The organism is Ureibacillus terrenus (assembly GCF_006569205.1).
In the GTDB taxonomy this organism is placed as follows: Bacteria; Bacillota; Bacilli; order Bacillales_A; family Planococcaceae; genus Ureibacillus; species Ureibacillus terrenus.
Map to the genome: position 1 here is coordinate 1 of NZ_VIGD01000025.1, position 19767 is coordinate 19767.

Sequence of the window (19767 nt, forward strand, 5' to 3'; positions counted from 1 at the left end):
CATACAATGTGAGTCCAGTGACGATGGCGAAGAGGTCACACCCGTTCCCATACCGAACACGGAAGTTAAGCTCTTCAGCGCCGATGGTAGTTGGGGGCTTCCCCCTGCGAGAGTAGGACGTTGCTGGGCTCAAAAAGTCATTACTGACGGAAGGTCGGTAGTGGCTTTTTTTATATATAATTTTAGGGGTAATCCAAACCCAATCCTGTTCAAACTAAAAACCGAAAGTGGATTGAGAGAATATGGATCCCGATAGAGCCTGAAGAATTTCAAAACGTAAAATGGCAGTTAAGATGCCATAGGTAAAAATGATGTAATATCTACTCTTCTTATATCTTTTAAGATTTTGTACCAGCGTACCTTGTGATGAAATATTGAAAACGACAAATATTTTCGGTTTTTCCACTTGTAAAAAACGAAAATGTGGATATAATTTATGTTGTACACAACCAAACCCAATCCGTTTATGATTGTTCCGAAGTAGCTCAGCGGTAGAGCAATCGGCTGTTAACCGATGGGTCGTAGGTTCGAATCCTACCTTCGGAGCCATATTTTTTTGTCTTTTTTTTTCAAAAGCTTATTAATATAAGTTTATATAAAAAATATTGGAATCCTATTCTCAAAGCAGTAAACCGATTCATCAAGCAATTTGAGGCAGTCCTATTCTAAAAAAAAATCAACCTTGTTTTAATAGGTAGAAAAATTATAAAAAAATTATATTTTTCTATTGCATAGTTCAATAAATCATGATATTATAATTCCTGTCTGATTGAATAGGATGATGGCCCCTTGGTCAAGTGGTTAAGACACCGCCCTTTCACGGCGGTAACACGGGTTCGAATCCCGTAGGGGTCATTATTTTTTTCTTTTATACCTATACTTTTTTAGGAGGATTAGCTCAGCTGGGAGAGCATCTGCCTTACAAGCAGAGGGTCGGCGGTTCGATCCCGTCATCCTCCACCAGACATTCGGAGGGGTAGCGAAGTGGCTAAACGCGACGGACTGTAAATCCGTTCCCTTTGGGTTCGGCGGTTCGAATCCGCCCCCCTCCACCATGATGATTGGGGTATAGCCAAGCGGTAAGGCAACGGATTTTGATTCCGTCATGCCCAGGTTCGAATCCTGGTACCCCAGCCAATATTATGAAAATCTCGGACATATAACCCTTCAATAAAGTGTCATTATAAATAAATTTCAACTTTGCCAATCCTTTACTCGAATGAGTAAAGGATTTTTTTATTATACTTTATTCGAATCATCTTTTGAAGATTGCGGATGTCGTAAAAGGCGATTTCCGGTTTGCACATAAAATTTTGCAGAACTTCCTGAATCAGGGTTTAACAAAAGCAAAAAGAAATGTACAAACCAAATTTATTTTACCTGTTTTAAAATTTGCGTTTCCTCTCCAAAACAATTTAAAAAGAATGAAGCTTGATTTGCATATTTATTCAAAATTATGTCAAGTTGAGTCAATCTATAAATCTCTTATAGAATGAATAGTAAAATTGGGAGGTGGATCTCATTGGACCGAAAAAAAATTTCAATTATTGGAGTACCCTCTGATTACGGTCAACAACGCCGAGGGGTCGATATGGGGCCAAGTGCAATGAGATATGCAGGAGCCATTGAGAGATTGGAAAAATTAGGTTATGATGTCATTGATGAAGGCGATATCTCCGTCCACAGGACAAAACGGAACAAACAATATGACGGGAAACTATTAAATTTGGAAGAAGTGCTGGAAGTCAGTGAACGATTGGCAAAAAAAGTCGATGAGGTAATCAAGCAAGACAGATTTCCCGTCATTCTTGGTGGTGACCATAGCATTTCCATCGGTTCCATAGCCGGAATCAGAAAACATTATCAAAATTTAGGGATTATTTGGTTTGATGCACATACAGACATCAATACTCCCGAAACGACCCCTTCCGGAAATATTCATGGAATGCCCCTGGCGGTTAATCTTGGCCTCGGTGATCACCGTCTAATCAGTATTGCGGGGAATGCACCAAAATTAAAGTTTGAAAATATCGTCTTTATCGGTGCACGTTCGATTGATGAAGGAGAAAAAGCGTTGATCAAAGAAAAGAACATTAAAATTTTTACTATGCATGAAATTGACCGGATGGGAATGTCTAAAGTGATTGAGGAAACCGTGGAGTATTTAAAAGCAAGACACGTGGATGGAGTGCATATGTCTATTGACCTGGATGCATTGGATCCCATATTTACTCCGGGCGTAGGAACACCTGTACCTGGAGGCATTACTTACCGTGAAAGCCACTTGGCCATGGAGATGTTGGAAGAAGCTAAAATGATTACATCGTGCGAATTCGTGGAAGTAAATCCGATCCTTGATGAACGCAATAAAACAGCCAACACGGCTGTTGCTTTGATGGGTTCGTTGCTGGGAGAAAAATTGGTGTAGAAAATCACTATTTATTTCTATAGAATTATAAATACTTTATAAGAATGTAAAAAATTTTTTAATTTATTTCAGAAAGATGAAACTTTTTATGGGGTTTATTCGTACATTATCTAAGCCAAAAAGGTGGAGAGGGAACGCATGGATGCGTTAGTCAAGAAAAGGATAAAGCAGGTTCTAAAAGGTGATCAAAATGCTTTTGCAGATATCGTGAGTCTATACCAGCACAAGTTGTACCAAATATGCTACCGGATGCTTGGAAATAAACAAGAAGCTGAAGATATAGCGCAAGAAGCTTTTGTTCGGGCGTACATCAATCTACATACGTTTGATCAAAAAAAGAAGTTTTCGACTTGGCTATATCGAATTGCAACGAACCTATGTATCGACCGGATTCGTAAAAAAAAGCCGGATTATTATCTAGATGCAGAGGTTGAAGGAACTGATGGATTAAACATGTATTCACATATAGCAAATGAGGATCCGCAACCGGAAGATGCAGCTCTTCAAATGGAGTTTCAAGAACGCATCCAGTATGAAATCAGCAGATTGCCTGAGAAATATCGTACGGTGATTGTATTAAAATATATTGAAGAATGTTCGCTCCAGGAAATCAGCGAAATACTAGACTTGCCTTTGGGAACGGTGAAAACCAGAATTCATAGGGGCCGTGAAGCACTGAGAAAGCAGTTAAACAAACTGTAGGAGGGGAATTGCATGAGTACGTGTCCAAAATACATTATTGAGTATATGCACGAGTATTTAGACGGGGACATTAGCCGAGAACACGAGCAAGTGCTTAAACAGCATTTGAAGACATGTACGGCGTGTCAGGAACATATGCATCAACTCAGCGACACGGTTGCATTTATTAAAAGTGCATCACCCGTTACGGCTCCTCCACATTTTGAGGAAGAAGTAATGAAGCGTCTCCCTAAACCAAAAAATCGAATTGGCGTGCAGAAATGGCTTAGAAGACATCCGTTTTTGGTAGCGGCCGCAATGTTTATTCTTTTTATGAGTGCGACGTTGTTCGGAAGCTTCCATGATGATAAATTTTCCGTTACAAAGCAGCCAAACTTAATTGTAGAGGGGCAGACGGTCATTGTTCCTAAAGGCGAAGTGGTAAAAGGAGACATCGTTGTAAAAAACGGGGATATTGTCGTTGAAGGCGAAGTGGATGGCAATGTGATTGTCATAAATGGAGAGTATATGGCATCGACGGCAGTCGTAACAGGTCAAATCCAGGAAATCGATCAAGTATTTGAATGGGTTTGGTATGAAGTGAAACAAATGGCAAAAGATTTTGTGGCATTATTTGAAAATGAAGAAGAGTGATTCATGATTGATCATCCAATCCCGAATTGGATGATATTTTTTTGTATTTTACACGCGCAGGGCCCCATTTTTTTAAAATAAAAGAAACATTAGAAAAATTGTTTCGTTAATACTATAAAAGTTCCATGATTTTGATTATGATATATTTGTTGATAGTAGATAAATCGGAAAGTTTTTTATTTAAAAATGAAAAATGTTTATATACTTTTTTTATAAATCAAGCATACACTATATCATTTCGTATTTTTTGTACTTGATTTGGTGAAATAAGCGGGGGATGCCACATGATGGATATAATCGAACAGTTTACAGATTTTACGCCCGTCAACATCATTTTCAGTCTATTGGATATCATTCTTGTTTGGTATGTCATATATAAAATCTTAACGCTTATTAAAGGCACAAAAGCTGTTCAGTTGTTAAAAGGGCTATTCGTTATTATCGTTGCCAGAATTGCCACTGAAATCTTCGGACTGGATACATTGGGCTGGATGCTACAAGAAGTGATCGATTGGGGATTTCTGGCCATCATTATCATCTTCACTCCGGAAATTCGGAGAGCCCTTGAGCAAATAGGACGCGGGAGACTATTCCAGCGATCCAGCAACCAGTTGGAAGATGAACAAGCCCGCTTAATCGAAGCGATGAAGAAAGCGGTCAGTTACATGGCCAAAAGGCGGATTGGTGCGCTGATTTCCATCGAAAAAGAAACGGGATTGAACGAATATATTGAAACAGGGATCAAACTTGATGCGCATATCAGTTCGGAACTGATTATTAATACATTTATACCGAACACTCCGCTTCACGATGGAGCCATGATTATACAAAAAGACCGCATTGCGGCGGCAGCCTGTTATTTGCCTTTATCCGAAAGCACTTTGATTTCAAAAGAATTGGGGACTAGGCATAGGGCAGCCCTCGGTTTAAGTGAAGTGACGGATGCCATTGTGGTAGTCGTATCGGAAGAAACAGGCGCAATCAGTATTGCGGTAAACGGAAATCTGCATAGAAACCTCTCTTTGGAGAACTTTGAATCGTTGCTGAAAACATTGTGGTTTGGCCCCGAAGAGGAATTAGAAGCATCCTCTAAGTGGACTTGGAGGGGGAAAAAACATGGATAAATTTTTTGATAATATATGGGTGTTAAGAGCTACAGCTTTTATTTTGGCCATCCTACTGTTCTTTTACGTTAAAGCGGAGTTGACGGATAAGAATGAAACGACAACGTCCAATAACCAAGTGGATATCATCACGGATGTACCTTTGGAGGCTTATTATGATTCCGAGAATTTCATTGTGACCGGATTGCCTGAAACCGTGGATGTAACCATTGAAGGACCAATGCAACTTGTGCTGCAAACGAAATTTAAAAAGGATTTTAAAGTGTTCGTTGATTTAAGGAACTTGCTGATTGGCGAGCACAGGGTCACAATTCAACATGAAAATTTTTCTGATAAGTTGAAAGTGACCATTAACCCTGAAGTGGTGGATGTTGTCATTGAGGAAAAAGTTTCGCAAGAGTTCAAAGTAGAACCAGAAATCAACAGCCGGTCACTCGCGGATGGTTATATAATTAGATCCATGTCCGTCGAACCAAGTAAAGTAACCATAACAGGCGCGAAAAGCGTGATTGAAAGCATCAGCAACGTAAAGGCAACGGTTTCGCCGCCGAAGGAAATCAAAGAATCATTTACGCAAGAAGCGAATGTCAGAGTATTGGACGGCAATTTGAATAGATTGGATGTATCGGTTGAGCCTCAAACTGTAAAAGTGACGGTGGAAGTTGAAGAATATAGCAGAAGGGTTCCCTTAACCCTTAAACAAACTGGAGCTCCTCCACAAGGAGTAGTCATTCATCAGCTGGAAACTGATACCAAATCAGTGGTGCTGTATGGCCCTAAATCGATTATTGACTCGCTGAAGTCATTAGTCGTAGAATTTGACGTGTCACAGGTAAACCGTTCAGGCAATTTTGAAGTCAACTTAAAATTGCCGAAAGGAGCAACAAGAATAAATCCGGACAAAATTGTTGTGCGTGCCAATGTTTCAATGACGCCGACGCAATCCACTGAAACGGCTGTTGACGAAACAACCAGCGAAAATCCAAATAACGCTGACGGTGCAAATGATGTGAATGAGGATGAAAACCATAAAATAAATCAATAAACCAATCCTACTTTATTTTTGATTCCATAAAATATAAAAAACATGGAATGTCAATTGTCGAAGGAGAGAGAATAGTTATGGGAAAATATTTTGGAACAGACGGTGTACGGGGAATTGCAAATGCAGAACTCACACCGGAACTTGCCTTTAAAATTGGGCGTGCTGGGGGGTACGTTTTAACGAAAAATGCAAAAGAAAGACCGAAAGTGATTGTCGGCAGAGACACAAGAATATCAGGTCATATGCTGGAAGGAGCGTTAGTGGCAGGGCTCTTATCCATCGGAGTGGAAGTGATGAGACTGGGCGTGATCAGCACTCCGGGTGTAGCCTATTTGACACGTGTCATGAATGCGGATGCCGGTGTCATGATTTCCGCATCCCACAATCCGGTGCAAGACAATGGGATTAAGTTTTTCGGACCGGACGGATTTAAGCTGACGGATGAACAAGAAGAAGAAATTGAAAAGCTTATTGATGCCGAAGAAGATACCCTTCCTAGACCAATCGGCGCGGATTTGGGAACAGTCAGCGATTATTTTGAAGGGGGACAAAAATATATCTCCTATTTAAAACAGACAGTGGACGAAGATTTCGAAGGCATTCATGTCGCGCTGGACTGTGCAAATGGGGCCACTTCTTCTTTGGCTACCCATTTATTTGCCGATTTGGAAGCAGACATTTCCACAATGGGCGCTTCACCGGATGGGTTAAATATCAATGATGGAGTAGGCTCTACACACCCTGAAAAACTTGCCGAATTTGTAGTAGAAAGAGGAGCGGACGTAGGGCTTGCCTTTGACGGTGATGGCGACCGTCTGATTGCTGTCGATGAAAAAGGTAACATTGTGGATGGCGACCAGATCATGTTCATCATCGGAAAATATTTAAACAGCAAAGGTCTCTTAAAGAAAAATACGATTGTTTCGACAGTCATGAGCAACATGGGATTCTATAAAGCATTGGAAGAAAACGGAATGACAAGCGTACAAACACCTGTAGGCGACCGTTATGTCGTGGAAGAAATGCGGAAAAATGATTACAACTTGGGCGGCGAACAATCCGGCCATATTGTGTTCCTGGATTACAACACTACCGGCGACGGAATGCTTACCGCAATCCAATTAGTAAACATCATGAAAAAAACAGGCAAACGTTTATCTGAATTGGCATCCGAAATGAAAATTTATCCGCAACGTTTAGTAAACGTTCGTGTGACGGATAAGCATAAAGTGAAAGATAATCCAAAAGTGCAAGAAGTGATCAAAGAAGTGGAAAGCATCCTTGGCAATAACGGCCGGGTATTGGTTCGCCCTTCCGGAACTGAACCTTTAGTCCGCGTGATGGTGGAAGCGCCAACGGAAGAAGAATGTGAGAGTTATGTAAATCGCATCGCAGAAGTCGTAAGAAAAGAAATGGGATTGAATGAGTAATTCATCCGTTTGCTGTGCAGAATGTCGGTGTGCCGATATTCTGCACAGTTTTTATATTTTTATGGTAAAACCATTGAGCGTCATCCATAATACTCCTTTGCCCGAAGTTTTCTTGGGCAATTATACATAAATTCCTTTCAGGATGGTTATGAAAGCAGAAACTAATGAAAAACAAGTAAATCATTGACGGAAATTATCATATTCTGTATTATGTAGATGTTGATTTTCCAATAGTATAATTTCCAATATTTTCAATGGAATTATACAAGCGCGGCAAAGGAGGGTAGTTTCGCGCTATATAAATCAGCGGAATATAATTATAGCGCCCGGACTAAGGAAATCGTACGTGCAATCCTTAGTTGACGAGGAGGAGGTTTATCGAGGTGATCGGCGGATGCCTCCCGGCCGCGTTGCCCGGTCGTGATTTTCGTTCTTAAAACATAAAAGCAATTTTATGGACAAAGGAACGAAAAGGCAACTTTATAAATGAATAAAGCGATATCAAACCTGCCTTCTTTTTTGGATTATATTGGGTTTTACAGGGCTCCATTTTTTTGAAAAGAGAAAGGTAGGCGAAGTTTTTTATTGTCTTTTTTAAAATTTTTTAAACATGATATCGCTATAACGGAGGAATAAAGTATGTGTGGAATCGTCGGATATAACGGAAATTTAGATGCGAAAGAAATCCTGTTGAAAGGATTGGAAAAACTTGAGTACCGCGGCTACGATTCAGCAGGTATCGCCATTCAAAATGAAAAAGGAGTTACGGTTTTTAAAGAAAAAGGTAGAATTGCAGATTTGCGGAATATTGTAGATAAAAACATCGGGGGCAAAATCGGCATTGGCCATACGCGTTGGGCCACTCACGGAGAGCCGAATAGAATCAATGCACATCCTCACCAAAGCGCGTCTGGAAGATTTACGATTGTACACAACGGGGTTATTGAAAACTATCACTTGCTTCAAAGAGAATATTTAAAAGATGTTCCGATGAAATCCGATACGGATACGGAAGTAATTGTTCAGCTCGTTGAATTGTTTGCGAATGAAGGATTGTCGACAGAGGAGGCCTTCCGGAAAACTTTATCCCTCTTGCATGGTTCTTATGCAATCGCGCTCCTGGATAATAAAAATAATGAAGTCATTTATGTGGCAAAAAACAAATCTCCTTTGCTTGTCGGCATTGGAAAAGATTTCAATGTAGTGGCATCAGATGCAATGGCCATGCTGCAATTGACAAATCAATTTATCGAATTGCAGGATCAGGAAGTGGTGCTGGTTTACAAAGATAAAGTGGAAATTTCCAAACTGGATGGAAGTCCCGTTGCGCGTCAACCTTATACGGTGGAATTGGATGCAAGCGACATTGAAAAAGGAACATATCCTCATTACATGTTGAAAGAAATGGATGAACAGCCCGGCGTTGTCCGAAAAATTATACAGGAATATAGCAATGATGCAGGAGAGTTGACGATTGACGAAGCAATCTTGTCTGCCATCAGCGAATCAGACCGAATCTACATCATTGCCGCCGGAACGAGCTATCATGCCGGACTTGTAGGAAAACAATATTTCGAAAAATTGGCCGGCATACCAGTGGAAGTGCATATTGCCAGCGAATTTGGCTATAATATTCCATTACTTTCCGAAAAACCGCTGTTTATTTTCATTTCCCAATCCGGTGAAACAGCGGACAGCAGACAAGTGCTTGTTAAAGTGAAAGAATTGGGCTATCCGGCTTTAACGATTACAAATGTAGCGGGCTCCACCCTTTCCCGTGAAGCGGATTACACATTGCTCCTATATGCCGGTCCCGAGATTGCGGTGGCATCCACAAAAGCGTATGTGGCTCAATTGGCGGTGTTGGCGATTTCCGCTTATGTCACTGGAAAACGCAAAGGAAGAAAAATCGACTTTGATTTAAAACACGAGCTTGCCATCGCTGCAAACGCCATTCAAACGATTGTGGATTCCAAAGAGGAATTGCACAAAATCTCCAAAGAGTATTTGAGCCATACGCGCAATGCGTTCTTCATCGGGCGGACTATCGATTATTACGTAAGTTTGGAAGGCGCTCTTAAACTAAAAGAAATTTCTTATATTCAGGCGGAAGGGTTTGCCGGCGGCGAATTGAAGCACGGAACGATTGCGTTGATCGAAAAAGGAACGCCTGTCTTTGCGCTTGTAACGCAAGCGCCGGTGGCATTGAATATCCGAGGCAACGTGAAAGAAGTCGTGGCGCGCGGGGCGAATGCATGCGTGATTTCCATGGAAGGCTTGGATGAGCACGATGACCGCCTGGTGATTCCGAAAGTTCATCCACTTCTAACACCGCTTGTCTCTGTCGTGCCGCTGCAATTCATCAGCTACTATGCAGCGCTCGACCGCGGATGCGATGTTGACAAACCTCGCAATTTGGCAAAATCCGTAACGGTGGAATAGAATTATAGCTTTGAATAATCTGTGATGTGTTTGGATAAAGAAAGTCATTTAAAAAAATAATACTCTAAATAACAGCAAAAAACGAACTATATTGAAGCTGTATCATAAAGCTTCAAATATAGTTCGTTTTTTCTTCGGTTGGAAATCTTGTTTCCCAATCCCTAAAAAATCATATTTTTTCAGGTAATCTGATCAAATCATCTTTGCTTATTAATTGATGAGTAACATAAGTAAAATCTTCTTCAGTTAAATAGATAAGAACTGTACTTCCCTAATCTTGTGATGAATATATTAATCGATCTTTATGATCTGATAGATCAAAATGGAAAAATGGTGCGATCTTGATACAGCGTAAATGCCTGCTGCATCAAGGTCTTATTTTTTTGTCAAATTTAATTGAAATTTTTTTTCGGCCATGATTTCAGAAATTTTTCATATTGACCGGCTACACTTATGGTAAAAATCAATATGAACAGGAGAAGATGTATGAAATATTTGAAATTATTGATGGCACTAATATTCTTTTTTACACTGATTTCTACGTCTAGTTACATTGCATTTGCCGATGATGATTTTGGGAAGCATCATGAGCATTACGAATGGGAGTATGGCAAAAAAGAACATATAGACGATCGCTATGAAGATGCAGGAGAAATGATTGGCTGGGGAACCGTTATCACATTTGCAGTGGCTGGGTTAATATTTCCAATGAGAAGATTAACAAAACCGATGATTACGACATTTCCGTCAATTAAGCAAGTTTATATATCGATCACGAAATTTTTAGGTAAATACCACATACTGATTGGAATTGCCACTCTCATTTTAGGTATCAGTCACGGAATTCTCATGTACCTTCATGAAGGAAGATTAGAAGATGAAGGGGTAAGTGGGTTAGTATCAATAATTGTATTTACAATAGCTGGTGTTATTGGGTTGATGTTATTTAAAAATAAAAAGGTTAAAAGCTTACGAACAACACATATGACGTTAATCGCTTTTTCAATAGTTATTGGTCTTTTCCATATTTTCATTTCCTAAAAATGTGAATTTAGTTGAGATCTCATTTGATTCGACAAGATTAACAATAAGTCGCAACTAAAAAAGCCTTGATACAGCCCAATTCTTGCTGTAACAAGGCTTCTTCTTTATTAATATAAAGTATAGGATTTAGTATCGAAAGGAATTTCCTTCACATCGTTCAGCTTGTTAACGTAAAGAGCCATAGCATGGGCAACGTTTGATAGAAGGCCGATAAATTTGAATAATAATTCGCTAACCGGGTTTTCTTTATGTACATGATACAAGGCGCGGTAAACAAGCTTTGCATCATTTCTCACACGATGCAAATGCAGTGCTGCCAGACATCCTTGTGGTATGACGAAATGTTTCATTGTTTCGCCCACTTGCCCGCTATAATAGTCGTACCGTGAGCTTAACCATTCAACATCTTCTTCCGTGATAGCCAGGTTGCCCCGAACAGAACCATTGGCGTGATACGTTAATTGCTGCAGGCGAATGAGATCATCTTTTATAATTTGTTCATGCTCTTTGGTTAAATAGGGAATCACCATGCCAATGCTGACAGTTAAAGCATCTGAAAGCACTTCATAATCCACTTTGCAGCTTTTTTCTTTCATATAGCTATAACAAATATAACGTAAATCTTTTTTCATTGAATTTTACTCCTTCACTATGTTAATACATCAACAGGCATCATCTGTTTTTTCTTCGTTAAAGGTTCTTGATAAATGATGGATTTCACCTGAAATGTTTTGGCAATATTTTCGGTATTTAACGCGTCAGAAGGGGCATTATAAGCCACAAACTTTCCATCTTTTAAAAAAATACATTGGTCACAAATGCGGGTAGCTAAATTGATATCATGAATGGCTGCTATGACCGTTTTTCCTTCCTGTACGAGAGAATGAAGAATGTCCGTTACAATGACTTGATAGTAAATATCTAAGTCAGAAGTCGGTTCATCTAATAGTAAAATATCTGTTTCTTGAGCAATGGCTTTTGCTAAATAGACAAGCTGCCGTTCTCCTCCAGATAAAGAAGGGACAAATCGATGTTTCAAATGGCTGATGCCGACTTGCTCCAACGCTTTTTTGACGGCCAGTTGATCGGTTTTCATCCAGCGGGAAAACCGTTTTTTGTGTGGATAACGCCCCATTTCAACCACTTGTTGCACAGTAAAATTCGTCTCTAATGTGGTCGTTTGGGGCATATAGGTGATGCGTTTGGCGATTTCCAAAGGTTTCAGCTGTCGAAGGGACCGATTAAAAATTTTAATGTCTCCGCTATCAATCCGATTAATGCCGGCCAAACATTTTAATAAGGTAGATTTTCCCGTTCCATTCGGTCCAATGAGGGCAATAAACTTCCCTTTTTCAACAGTGAAGGAAAGGTTATTAAAAATGGTTCGGGCATTCCGATGAAAGGTTAAAGATTGAATTTCAAGAGCCGCTTCATTCATAAAAGTCCCTCCATTTTTTTCTGGCGCAATATTAAGAAAATAAAATATGGAGCGCCTAAGAATGCAGTAATGATCCCAATTTGAATTTCAGCTGGGCGAATAACGAGGCGCGCGATTAAGTCAGCCAATGTTAAAAATAATGCACCACCTATCAGACTGGTTGGTATCAAATAACGATGGGTTGGCCCAATCAACAAGCGAATCATATGAGGAACAATTAAGCCGACAAATCCGATGACGCCAGTCAAAGAGACGCAAACCCCTGTTAATAAAGAAGCGCTAATTAATAAAATGGTGCGTGTCCGTTGCACATGGATGCCCAAGTTTTTCGCTTCCTCTTCCCCAAGCAATAAAATATCCAACTGCTTGCGGTAGCTGAATATGAGAATATTGCAAAGGATAAAAGGGAGGATTAACAGCTTTACATCATCCCAATCCCGTCCATTTAAATTGCCCATAAGCCAGTATAGAATTTGCTGCAATTGGCCGTAGCTCGCGTATGTAATAATAAGAGAACTGCAAGCGGAAATGAACGAACTGATGGCGACCCCTGTTAAAAGAAGAGTTAACATGGATGTTTTGCCGTTTGATGTAGAAATGATATAGACCAGAAGCAAAGTGAGGAGAGCCCCTAAAAAACCAAAGACAGGAACAAAAAAGGTACTGATATGGGATAATCCAAAATAAATAGCAATGACTCCTCCTAAAGAGCCTCCTGATGAGATGCCAATGATGCCCGGTTCTGCCATCGGATTGCGGAATAAGCTTTGCATGACCACCCCACACACAGCTAAACTGGCACCAACAATGCTTGCTACAATGACACGTGGCAAGCGAATATAAAGCAAAATCTGTTCAAAGGTTGAGTCCGTTTCATAATAGAAAAAAGGAAGTTTCGCCAAAAAAACTTGAACGGTTTCAAAAAAGGGAATCGTCACGCCACCGAAACTCGTGGCGATGACGATACTGAATAGAAATAATATAAAACTGGCGATAAAAAAGACGGGCATTTTCAGTTGCTTCATCTTTTGTTACTCCTTAGATAAAATCGCAGCCATTTCTTCTGCTCCTTCGATTACATAGTGGGAGGCAGTGGTTACATTGGCGCTGTCTAGCACATAAATCTTATTGTTTTTAATAGCTGGCACGTCTTTTAGTGCAGGGTCTTTTTTCCATTCTGTTACGAAAGCCGGCTCCCCATTGTTTGTAGTAGCCCCCCAGGCAGTTGTAAAAATCACATCTGGTTTTAATTGAACCAAAACCTCTTTTGAAATTTCCGGGTAGTCAGGGTAGGATTCGCCTACAATCCCTGCTTCCGATACAACATTAATTCCGCCGGCTAATTTAATCATTTCACCGATTGTGGTATTGTCTGTCACACTGGAGGAGTATTCCGTGTAATAAAGAACGCGGGGTTTATTTTCTTTTTTGTCCGCTTTTTCTTTTAATGCATCGATTCGTTTTTGAATATCCGCGATTAAGTTAGTCGCTTTTTCTTGTTCTCCGACAATTTTCCCCAGCGTTTCAACGGTTTTTAAAATACCTTCAAAGGAAGTGTCATCGATGACTTGGAATGTTGTAATTCCGGCATTTTCTAATTGATTCAATACATCTGGATTAACGTAAGAAGGAATAATCACTAAATCTGGCTTTAATGCTAAAATTTGCTCGGCTGTTACGGTTTCAAATTTCGTTTCAATTGAATCGGTTTTGCCTGCAACATTGGAAATCGCTGGATCACTAGAAATCGCTGTGACGCCTACAAGATTTTCAGAAGGTACTAAATCCACCAGCAATTCATCGACAGCTAAAGCAGTCGAAACAATACGTTTCGGTTTTTCCGAAATGGTAATTTCCTTACCACGGCCATCTGTCACCGTCAGCGGATAAGCCGATTGTTTAGCTTGTTCGGATGGTTGATTTATCGAATTTTCATCATCATTGTTGGCAGTATCGGTATTACAAGCTGTTAAAAATAATAAAAGCAATATGGGTAGTAGCAATTTGGTGAATTGATTCATCACAAATCTCCTTTTCTATAAAATTTTTTATATGTTTAGTGTGGCCACACATGAAACCAAAATAAAAAGCCTGTATCCCAAGTGGGAATACAGGCGTGAAAGCGTTAAAAAGCACAAAAAAGCATAAAAAAAGCATAACTTGCTTGCACCCGTTCTTTTCCCACCCGAAAAGACGTTTGCAAAGTGTTTAAGCAGGCTTCCTGACTCGGACTTCCTCTTACTCCTAACCCTTCCCGAATGTAACATTCAGTGGTTACCTTTCTGTATCACAAGGGTTATGGTTTGACCATACGTCTTCCCGAATGTAACATTCAGTGGTTACTGTTAGTTTCATCCATCCTCACAGTAGCGGGGGCTGTACTAGATTTTCACTAGTTTTCCTTTTACCTCTTCCAAGAAGAGCACTTAAACACCCTCGATATGAAATTAACTATAATCTAGCATAAATCATTTAATAAATGCAATAGTATAACAAAACTTTACATGATTGCACCACATCGGATATACTAATCAGCAGCTTTTCTTTTTGGGAGGGAAGATATCTATGGCAAAAAACTGGCGTTATATTAGTTATCCGTTTATGCGGGAGAAAAGTTGCTTGGTAGATTATGAAATTATGACAGACAGCTTAACGACAAAAATAGGAGATTGCATAAGTGTAAGCAAAAATGAACATAAGTTTGAAGAAATCACTCAAATTTTAAGAACAATACAACCGCTAGCTTATCATGCCAATGGATCTGTAAGAGGGCGTTTAGCGATTACAGAAGAAGATTTAATGTGGCTGGAATCTGTATATGATGATTTTGTCGAACGTGCAGGCGAGACAAATAAGCAATTCGTTTTGCCACAAGGTTCTGAGTTGGCGACGCGATTGCATATTTGTCGAAGTGAAGCGAAAAAGAGCTATCGTGCTTTACACAAAGTAAGCGAAGAGAGAGAAGTGCCGGAAATTTTATTTCAGTTTTTAGGACTTTTAGCGAATGTATTTTTTGTACTGGCAATCGAAGCGAATAAATTAACTAAAACCGAAGAAATCCCTTTTATCAGCAAATCTTATGGAAAAACTAAATAAATAGTTTATAGATAGCCCAAATTTATATATATTGCAAGTTAGTTAAGAGAATACTAGATGAAAACGATTTGTAAATATTTTAGATTTACTTTTTAAGATTGTAAGCATGAATTTTATATGATAACATACACTATATATTGTGTAGTTTAAAATTTAATAACACAAAATGTTGAGTATAAAGTTATGGTGGTAATTTTTAATACCTTAATAGGGAATCCAGTGAGAATCTGGAGCTGCCCCCGCAACTGTAAGTGTGGACGAATTAGCAAACCACTGTATCGATTTACTGAAAGGTGACGATACGGGAAGGGCTATAGTAGGAGGATACACGAGCCAGGAGACCTGCCATACTTTGTAGTTTCTATTCTTCGGGGTGTGAGAAGGAGAAACGATAGGAAAAGATATATTTTACATATGTTTTATTTCTGTCGTATTCTTCCTTTTTCCGTCTATTCCCCGAGAATGACGGATTTTTTATTTTTAGGGAGGAATCAAGGTGACAAGAAATCAAAGTATTGAACAGGAAACACTTTCTGAATTCATCGATCGTATTTTTAATGATTTCAAGTTGGCATCAGACCAATACAAAGAGAAGATTCGAAAAGCAGGAGTAACCAATCCATTCGATGAGAGAGATGCAGATATTTTAATTAAGTATGCTCTTGAAAATATTGATGAAGCAAATACAGAATGGACCTATATTGCAGCAAGAATTTTTTTACAAAATCTTTATTATAAAGCAGCAAGAAACAGAGGATATGAATTTAATCATAATCGTACTTATGGATCGTTTTATGATTTGATTCGGATATTGACCGAAAAAGGAATCTATTCCGAAAAGTTATTAATGAAATATACAAAACAAGACATTGAGTATTTTGAATCATTTATTGAACCTAAACATGATTTGTTATTTACATATCCAGCTATTCTATCTTTGGCAACCCGTTATTTAGCAACGGATTATGAGAAAAATGTTTATGAATTGCCACAAGAACGCTGGATGATTATTGCGATGTACCTTATGCAAGACGAAGATAAATCCATGAGAAATGAGTATGTAAAAGAAGCGTATTGGGCTTTAAGCAATCTGTATATGACTGTTGCGACCCCAACACTTGCAAATTCCGGAAAAACACATGGGCAGTTATCTAGCTGCTTTATTGATACTGTAAATGATAGCTTACAAGGAATCTATGATAGTAATAGCGATGTTGCCCAGCTTTCTAAAAATGGAGGCGGTATCGGTGTTTATATGGGGAAAATTCGTGCAAGAGGTAGTTCCATCAAAGGATACAAGGGCATGTCAAGTGGTGTTATACCATGGATTAAGCAATTAAATAATACAGCAGTCAGTGTTGATCAGCTTGGTACAAGAAAAGGCGCTATTAGTGTGTATTTAGATGTATGGCATCGTGATATAGAAGATTTCCTTGATTTGAAACTCAATAATGGTGATGAACGGTTGCGTGCGTATGACATATATACAGGAGTATGTATACCCGATTATTTTATGGAACAGGTAGAAAAACGGGGAGATTGGTATTTATTTGATCCATATGAAGTGAAACAAGTGATGGGTTACTCGCTAGAAGACTTCTACGATGAAAAGAAGGGCGATGGACAGTGGCGTAAAAAGTATCAAGAATGTATTCAAGCCAATCTTTCTTCCAAAAAAAGAATTCCAGCAATAGATATTATGAAGCGAATCATGAGATCCCAATTAGAAACTGGCGCACCGTTTATGTTTTATCGTGATGAAGTCAACCGCCAAAATGCCAATTCCCATCAAGGTATGATCTACTGTTCAAATTTATGTACGGAAATTGCGCAAAATCAATCTCCAACAGAATTTATTGAAGAATATATCGAAAACGAAAATATAATTGTAAAAAAATATAAAGCTGGTGATTTTGTTGTTTGCAATTTGAGTTCTATCAATTTAGGCCGTGCTGTACCTGATAATGTTTTAGAACGTTTGATTAAAATTCAAGTTCGCATGTTAGATAATGTAATTGATATTAATACGCTGCCAATTAAACAACCAGAAATCACGAATAAAAAATACCGGGCCATTGGACTTGGAACATTTGGTTGGCATCATCTATTAGCTTTGAAGAATATTGAATGGGAATCAGAAGAAGCAGTACAATATGCAGATGAACTTTATGAAAAAATAGCTTATTACACGATTCGAAGCAGTATGGAGTTAAGCAAAGAAAAGGGCAGTTATCCATTATTTGAAGGAAGTAAATGGAGTTCTGGTGAGTATTTTATTTATAAAGGTTATACAGACGAACGATGGATGCAACTTCAAAAAGATGTTAAAAAATATGGAATTCGAAATGGATATTTAATGGCCATTGCACCTAATGCGACAACTTCGATTATTGCAGGTTCCACCGCTGGTATTGATCCTATCTTTAAACCTTTTTATATTGAGGAGAAAAAGGATTACCGAATTCCGACAACTGCACCTGATTTAAATCATAAAACGTATAATATTTATCGCCGTTCAGCTTATATTGTGGACCAAAGATGGTCAATCAAACAAAATGCTGCTCGTCAAAAACATATCGATCAAAGCATTTCATTTAATATTTATGTTCCAAACACGATAAAGGCATCAGTGCTGCTAGATCTGCATTTTCAAGCCTGGAAATCAGGTTTAAAAACAACCTATTATGTTCGCTCTACATCGAATGAAGTAGAAGAATGTGTGTGGTGTCAAAGTTGAAGGCTTTAATAGCTTATTTATCTTATAGTGGAAATACAAAAGAAGTTGCAGAAATTATTGAGGAAGTATTAAAAGAAAAGAAATTTCAAGTGGATATGCATCGAATCGGAGTCAATTTGCCAATCAATCTTAAAATGTACGATTTAATATTTATTGGTACTTTTACATGGGCAAAGGGTGCATTACCTATTGAAGTTAAGGATTTTGTATGGGAAATAGGCTATAAACCAAAAAATATTGCAGTATTTGGTACTGGTGATACTCAGTTTGGGGGCGATGAATTATTTTGCTTGGCGGCTGTGAAATTAGCAAGATTCTACAATAGTCGTTGGGAACCTTTAAAAATTGAACAATCTCCTAGAGGAAGTCAAGAAAAAATCGTAAAAAAATGGATAGAAGGGATTGTTAAAGATGTCACCAAACTTGCTTGAAAAGGTAAAAACATTAGATCCAATGAATCCAAATCGAGCAACTGCACTGTTTGGAGGAAAATCGAGTGGTATTTTAAATTGGAATAATATTAAGTATCCGCATTGGTATAAAACATATAAACGCTTGTTAAGTAATTTCTGGAAGTCTGATGAAGTGAATATGTCGAATGATGTGAAGGAATTTCCAATGTTATCAACGGAGGAACAAGATACGTTTTTAAAAGTAATTAGCCTTTTAGCGACATTAGATTCATCGCAAACAAGGACCATTCTACTCACATCCTTATATGCCACAGATCCATCAGTACAATCTATTTTAGCTGTCATTGCACAACAAGAAGCAGTGCATAATGAAAGCTATTCTTATATATTATCTTCCGTAGTATCGTTAGATAAACAAAATGAAGCTTTTGAAATTGGTAGAAGTGATCCGATTTTACTTAAACGTAATCAAAATATAATGGAGATATATAATCAATTTGTCGAGAAGCCATCTTTAGAAAATATATTAAAAACATTAGTATATTCCACAATACTTGAAGGATTATTCTTCTATTCAGGTTTTGCTTTCTTCTATAATTTAGCGCGCCAAAACAAAATGGTTGGAACATCTACAATGATTAGTTACATTAACCGAGATGAATTAGAACACGGTCGTTTTATTTGTGAATTAGTTCGGGCAACATTGGGAGAAAATCCAGAGCTAAATACAAAACATTTTACTGATTGGGTTTATGAACAATTTAGAAATTCTGTAGAATTGGAAGTGGAATGGTCTCACTATGTGTTAAATGGTGTAGAAGGCATTGATTTAGATGAAATGGAAGGTTTTATTAAATATAGAGCGAATAAAATGTTACGAATGATAGGATTAAGTGAAATATACGCAATGCATATTAATAATCCAATGAAATGGATTCGTGCATATGTAGATAATTTTGATGAAACAAAAACGGATTTCTTTGAACAAAGAAATCGTCAATATACGAAGATTAGTGATTTGAATGGTTTTGATGAACTCTAAAAATTATTAATATTAAAAATCCAAATCTCTGAAGGGTGTACTAATATTTTTAGCAGCCCTTCTTTTTGTAAACGCTAAACTAGAATCAACAGTTTTCCACAAATAGAACTCAACAGAATTCCCCAAATAAGATTAAACAGTTTCCCCACCATCAATCACTTTCAAATATACTGTTACTAGTCTATTGAAAGTG

General features: G+C 38.4%; 16 protein-coding genes, 5 tRNA genes, 1 rRNA gene and 2 riboswitches. Of the genes, 18 read left to right on the plus strand and 4 right to left on the minus strand.

What is annotated here, in order from left to right; genetic code table 11:
* The first annotated feature begins 13 nt into the window (after positions 1 to 13).
* From rrf to FKZ59_RS13355, 14 genes are all read left to right on the plus strand, one after another.
* A 5S ribosomal RNA gene (gene rrf / locus FKZ59_RS13290) occupies positions 14 to 129 on the plus strand.
* Between the two features lie 345 nt (positions 130 to 474).
* Positions 475 to 549: transfer RNA gene (locus tag FKZ59_RS13295), tRNA-Asn, on the plus strand.
* 234 nt (positions 550 to 783) lie between these two features.
* Positions 784 to 855 (plus strand) — tRNA-Glu (locus tag FKZ59_RS13300).
* A gap of 32 nt (positions 856 to 887) precedes the next feature.
* A tRNA-Val gene (locus FKZ59_RS13305) sits at positions 888 to 963 on the plus strand.
* Positions 964 to 970: 7 nt separating this feature from the next.
* A tRNA-Tyr gene (locus FKZ59_RS13310) sits at positions 971 to 1055 on the plus strand.
* 7 nt (positions 1056 to 1062) lie between these two features.
* Positions 1063 to 1137 (plus strand) — tRNA-Gln (locus FKZ59_RS13315).
* Positions 1138 to 1492: 355 nt separating this feature from the next.
* The gene (rocF, locus tag FKZ59_RS13320) at positions 1493 to 2428 is read left to right on the plus strand and encodes an arginase (RefSeq protein ID WP_141603242.1); all 936 of its coding nucleotides are present in this window, start codon (positions 1493 to 1495) and stop codon (positions 2426 to 2428) included.
* Positions 2429 to 2566: 138 nt separating this feature from the next.
* On the plus strand, positions 2567 to 3130 hold the full coding sequence (gene sigW / locus FKZ59_RS13325; RefSeq protein ID WP_141603243.1) for an RNA polymerase sigma factor SigW: 564 nt from the start codon (positions 2567 to 2569) through the stop codon (positions 3128 to 3130).
* Positions 3131 to 3142: 12 nt separating this feature from the next.
* The gene (locus FKZ59_RS13330; protein ID WP_141603244.1) at positions 3143 to 3763 is read left to right on the plus strand and encodes an anti-sigma factor family protein; all 621 of its coding nucleotides are present in this window, start codon (positions 3143 to 3145) and stop codon (positions 3761 to 3763) included.
* Positions 3764 to 4050: 287 nt separating this feature from the next.
* Positions 4051 to 4887, plus strand: a complete 837-nt coding sequence (gene cdaA, locus FKZ59_RS13335; protein WP_141603257.1) for a diadenylate cyclase CdaA — start codon at positions 4051 to 4053, stop codon at positions 4885 to 4887.
* Positions 4880 to 5932: a CdaR family protein gene (locus FKZ59_RS13340; protein ID WP_141603245.1), complete on the plus strand. Its 1053-nt coding sequence runs from the start codon at positions 4880 to 4882 to the stop codon at positions 5930 to 5932. Before cdaA ends, FKZ59_RS13340 begins: the two co-directional genes overlap by 8 nt.
* A gap of 77 nt (positions 5933 to 6009) precedes the next feature.
* Positions 6010 to 7362 (plus strand): phosphoglucosamine mutase, encoded by a 1353-nt coding sequence (gene glmM, locus FKZ59_RS13345; protein WP_141603246.1) that lies wholly within the window; start codon positions 6010 to 6012, stop codon positions 7360 to 7362.
* A gap of 639 nt (positions 7363 to 8001) precedes the next feature.
* Positions 8002 to 9804: a glutamine--fructose-6-phosphate transaminase (isomerizing) gene (gene glmS, locus FKZ59_RS13350; protein WP_141603247.1), complete on the plus strand. Its 1803-nt coding sequence runs from the start codon at positions 8002 to 8004 to the stop codon at positions 9802 to 9804.
* Between the two features lie 486 nt (positions 9805 to 10290).
* On the plus strand, positions 10291 to 10845 hold the full coding sequence (locus FKZ59_RS13355) for a hypothetical protein (protein WP_141603248.1): 555 nt from the start codon (positions 10291 to 10293) through the stop codon (positions 10843 to 10845).
* 110 nt (positions 10846 to 10955) lie between these two features.
* On the opposite strand, the gene FKZ59_RS13360 is transcribed toward FKZ59_RS13355, so the two are convergent.
* The 4 genes from FKZ59_RS13360 to FKZ59_RS13375 are packed head-to-tail and all read right to left on the minus strand — an operon-like array spanning position 10956 to position 14307.
* Complete coding sequence (locus FKZ59_RS13360) at positions 10956 to 11480, minus strand: hypothetical protein (RefSeq protein ID WP_141603249.1); 525 nt, start codon at positions 11478 to 11480, stop codon at positions 10956 to 10958.
* A gap of 17 nt (positions 11481 to 11497) precedes the next feature.
* Positions 11498 to 12286: an ABC transporter ATP-binding protein gene (locus FKZ59_RS13365; RefSeq protein ID WP_141603250.1), complete on the minus strand. Its 789-nt coding sequence runs from the start codon at positions 12284 to 12286 to the stop codon at positions 11498 to 11500.
* The gene (locus FKZ59_RS13370; RefSeq protein WP_141603251.1) at positions 12283 to 13311 is read right to left on the minus strand and encodes a FecCD family ABC transporter permease; all 1029 of its coding nucleotides are present in this window, start codon (positions 13309 to 13311) and stop codon (positions 12283 to 12285) included. Before FKZ59_RS13370 ends, FKZ59_RS13365 begins: the two co-directional genes overlap by 4 nt.
* Positions 13312 to 13317: 6 nt before the next feature.
* Complete coding sequence (locus tag FKZ59_RS13375; RefSeq protein ID WP_141603252.1) at positions 13318 to 14307, minus strand: ABC transporter substrate-binding protein; 990 nt, start codon at positions 14305 to 14307, stop codon at positions 13318 to 13320.
* A 173-nt stretch (positions 14308 to 14480) separates the two neighbouring features.
* Positions 14481 to 14731, minus strand: a riboswitch (cobalamin riboswitch).
* A 120-nt stretch (positions 14732 to 14851) separates the two neighbouring features.
* On the opposite strand from FKZ59_RS13375, the gene FKZ59_RS13380 reads away from it, so the two are divergent.
* The 4 genes from FKZ59_RS13380 to FKZ59_RS13395 all read left to right on the plus strand — a co-directional run bounded on the left by FKZ59_RS13380 (position 14852) and on the right by FKZ59_RS13395 (position 19574).
* Entirely contained in the window at positions 14852 to 15382 is a 531-nt protein-coding gene (locus FKZ59_RS13380) for a hypothetical protein (RefSeq protein WP_141603253.1), read from the plus strand.
* Positions 15383 to 15548: 166 nt separating this feature from the next.
* A riboswitch (cobalamin riboswitch) is annotated at positions 15549 to 15746 on the plus strand.
* Between the two features lie 177 nt (positions 15747 to 15923).
* Positions 15924 to 18119 carry a ribonucleoside-diphosphate reductase subunit alpha gene (locus FKZ59_RS13385; protein WP_408057516.1) on the plus strand — a complete coding sequence of 732 codons (2196 nt, stop codon included), beginning with the start codon at positions 15924 to 15926 and terminating at the stop codon, positions 18117 to 18119.
* A complete protein-coding gene (locus tag FKZ59_RS13390) occupies positions 18098 to 18550 on the plus strand; it encodes a flavodoxin (RefSeq protein WP_181733300.1) in 453 nt (150 codons plus the stop codon). Before FKZ59_RS13385 ends, FKZ59_RS13390 begins: the two co-directional genes overlap by 22 nt.
* A complete protein-coding gene (locus FKZ59_RS13395) occupies positions 18531 to 19574 on the plus strand; it encodes a ribonucleotide-diphosphate reductase subunit beta (protein ID WP_141603256.1) in 1044 nt (347 codons plus the stop codon). Before FKZ59_RS13390 ends, FKZ59_RS13395 begins: the two co-directional genes overlap by 20 nt.
* Positions 19575 to 19767 lie beyond the last annotated feature (193 nt).

What these genes read in the sequence shown, in the direction of transcription:
- FKZ59_RS13370 (WP_141603251.1), bottom strand. Translation starts at nt 13,311, where the DNA reads ATGAAGCAACTGAAAATGCCCGTCTTTTTTATCGCCAGTTTTATATTA.
- FKZ59_RS13375 (WP_141603252.1), bottom strand. Translation starts at nt 14,307, where the DNA reads ATGAATCAATTCACCAAATTGCTACTACCCATATTGCTTTTATTATTT.
- FKZ59_RS13365 (WP_141603250.1), bottom strand. Translation starts at nt 12,286, where the DNA reads ATGAATGAAGCGGCTCTTGAAATTCAATCTTTAACCTTTCATCGGAAT.
- FKZ59_RS13360 (WP_141603249.1), bottom strand. Translation starts at nt 11,480, where the DNA reads ATGAAAAAAGATTTACGTTATATTTGTTATAGCTATATGAAAGAAAAA.
- FKZ59_RS13390 (WP_181733300.1), top strand. Translation starts at nt 18,098, where the DNA reads ATGTGTGTGGTGTCAAAGTTGAAGGCTTTAATAGCTTATTTATCTTAT.
- glmM (WP_141603246.1), top strand. Translation starts at nt 6,010, where the DNA reads ATGGGAAAATATTTTGGAACAGACGGTGTACGGGGAATTGCAAATGCA.
- rocF (WP_141603242.1), top strand. Translation starts at nt 1,493, where the DNA reads ATGAATAGTAAAATTGGGAGGTGGATCTCATTGGACCGAAAAAAAATT.
- FKZ59_RS13340 (WP_141603245.1), top strand. Translation starts at nt 4,880, where the DNA reads ATGGATAAATTTTTTGATAATATATGGGTGTTAAGAGCTACAGCTTTT.
- sigW (WP_141603243.1), top strand. Translation starts at nt 2,567, where the DNA reads ATGGATGCGTTAGTCAAGAAAAGGATAAAGCAGGTTCTAAAAGGTGAT.
- glmS (WP_141603247.1), top strand. Translation starts at nt 8,002, where the DNA reads ATGTGTGGAATCGTCGGATATAACGGAAATTTAGATGCGAAAGAAATC.
- FKZ59_RS13355 (WP_141603248.1), top strand. Translation starts at nt 10,291, where the DNA reads ATGAAATATTTGAAATTATTGATGGCACTAATATTCTTTTTTACACTG.
- FKZ59_RS13330 (WP_141603244.1), top strand. Translation starts at nt 3,143, where the DNA reads ATGAGTACGTGTCCAAAATACATTATTGAGTATATGCACGAGTATTTA.
- FKZ59_RS13380 (WP_141603253.1), top strand. Translation starts at nt 14,852, where the DNA reads ATGGCAAAAAACTGGCGTTATATTAGTTATCCGTTTATGCGGGAGAAA.
- cdaA (WP_141603257.1), top strand. Translation starts at nt 4,051, where the DNA reads ATGGATATAATCGAACAGTTTACAGATTTTACGCCCGTCAACATCATT.
- FKZ59_RS13395 (WP_141603256.1), top strand. Translation starts at nt 18,531, where the DNA reads ATGTCACCAAACTTGCTTGAAAAGGTAAAAACATTAGATCCAATGAAT.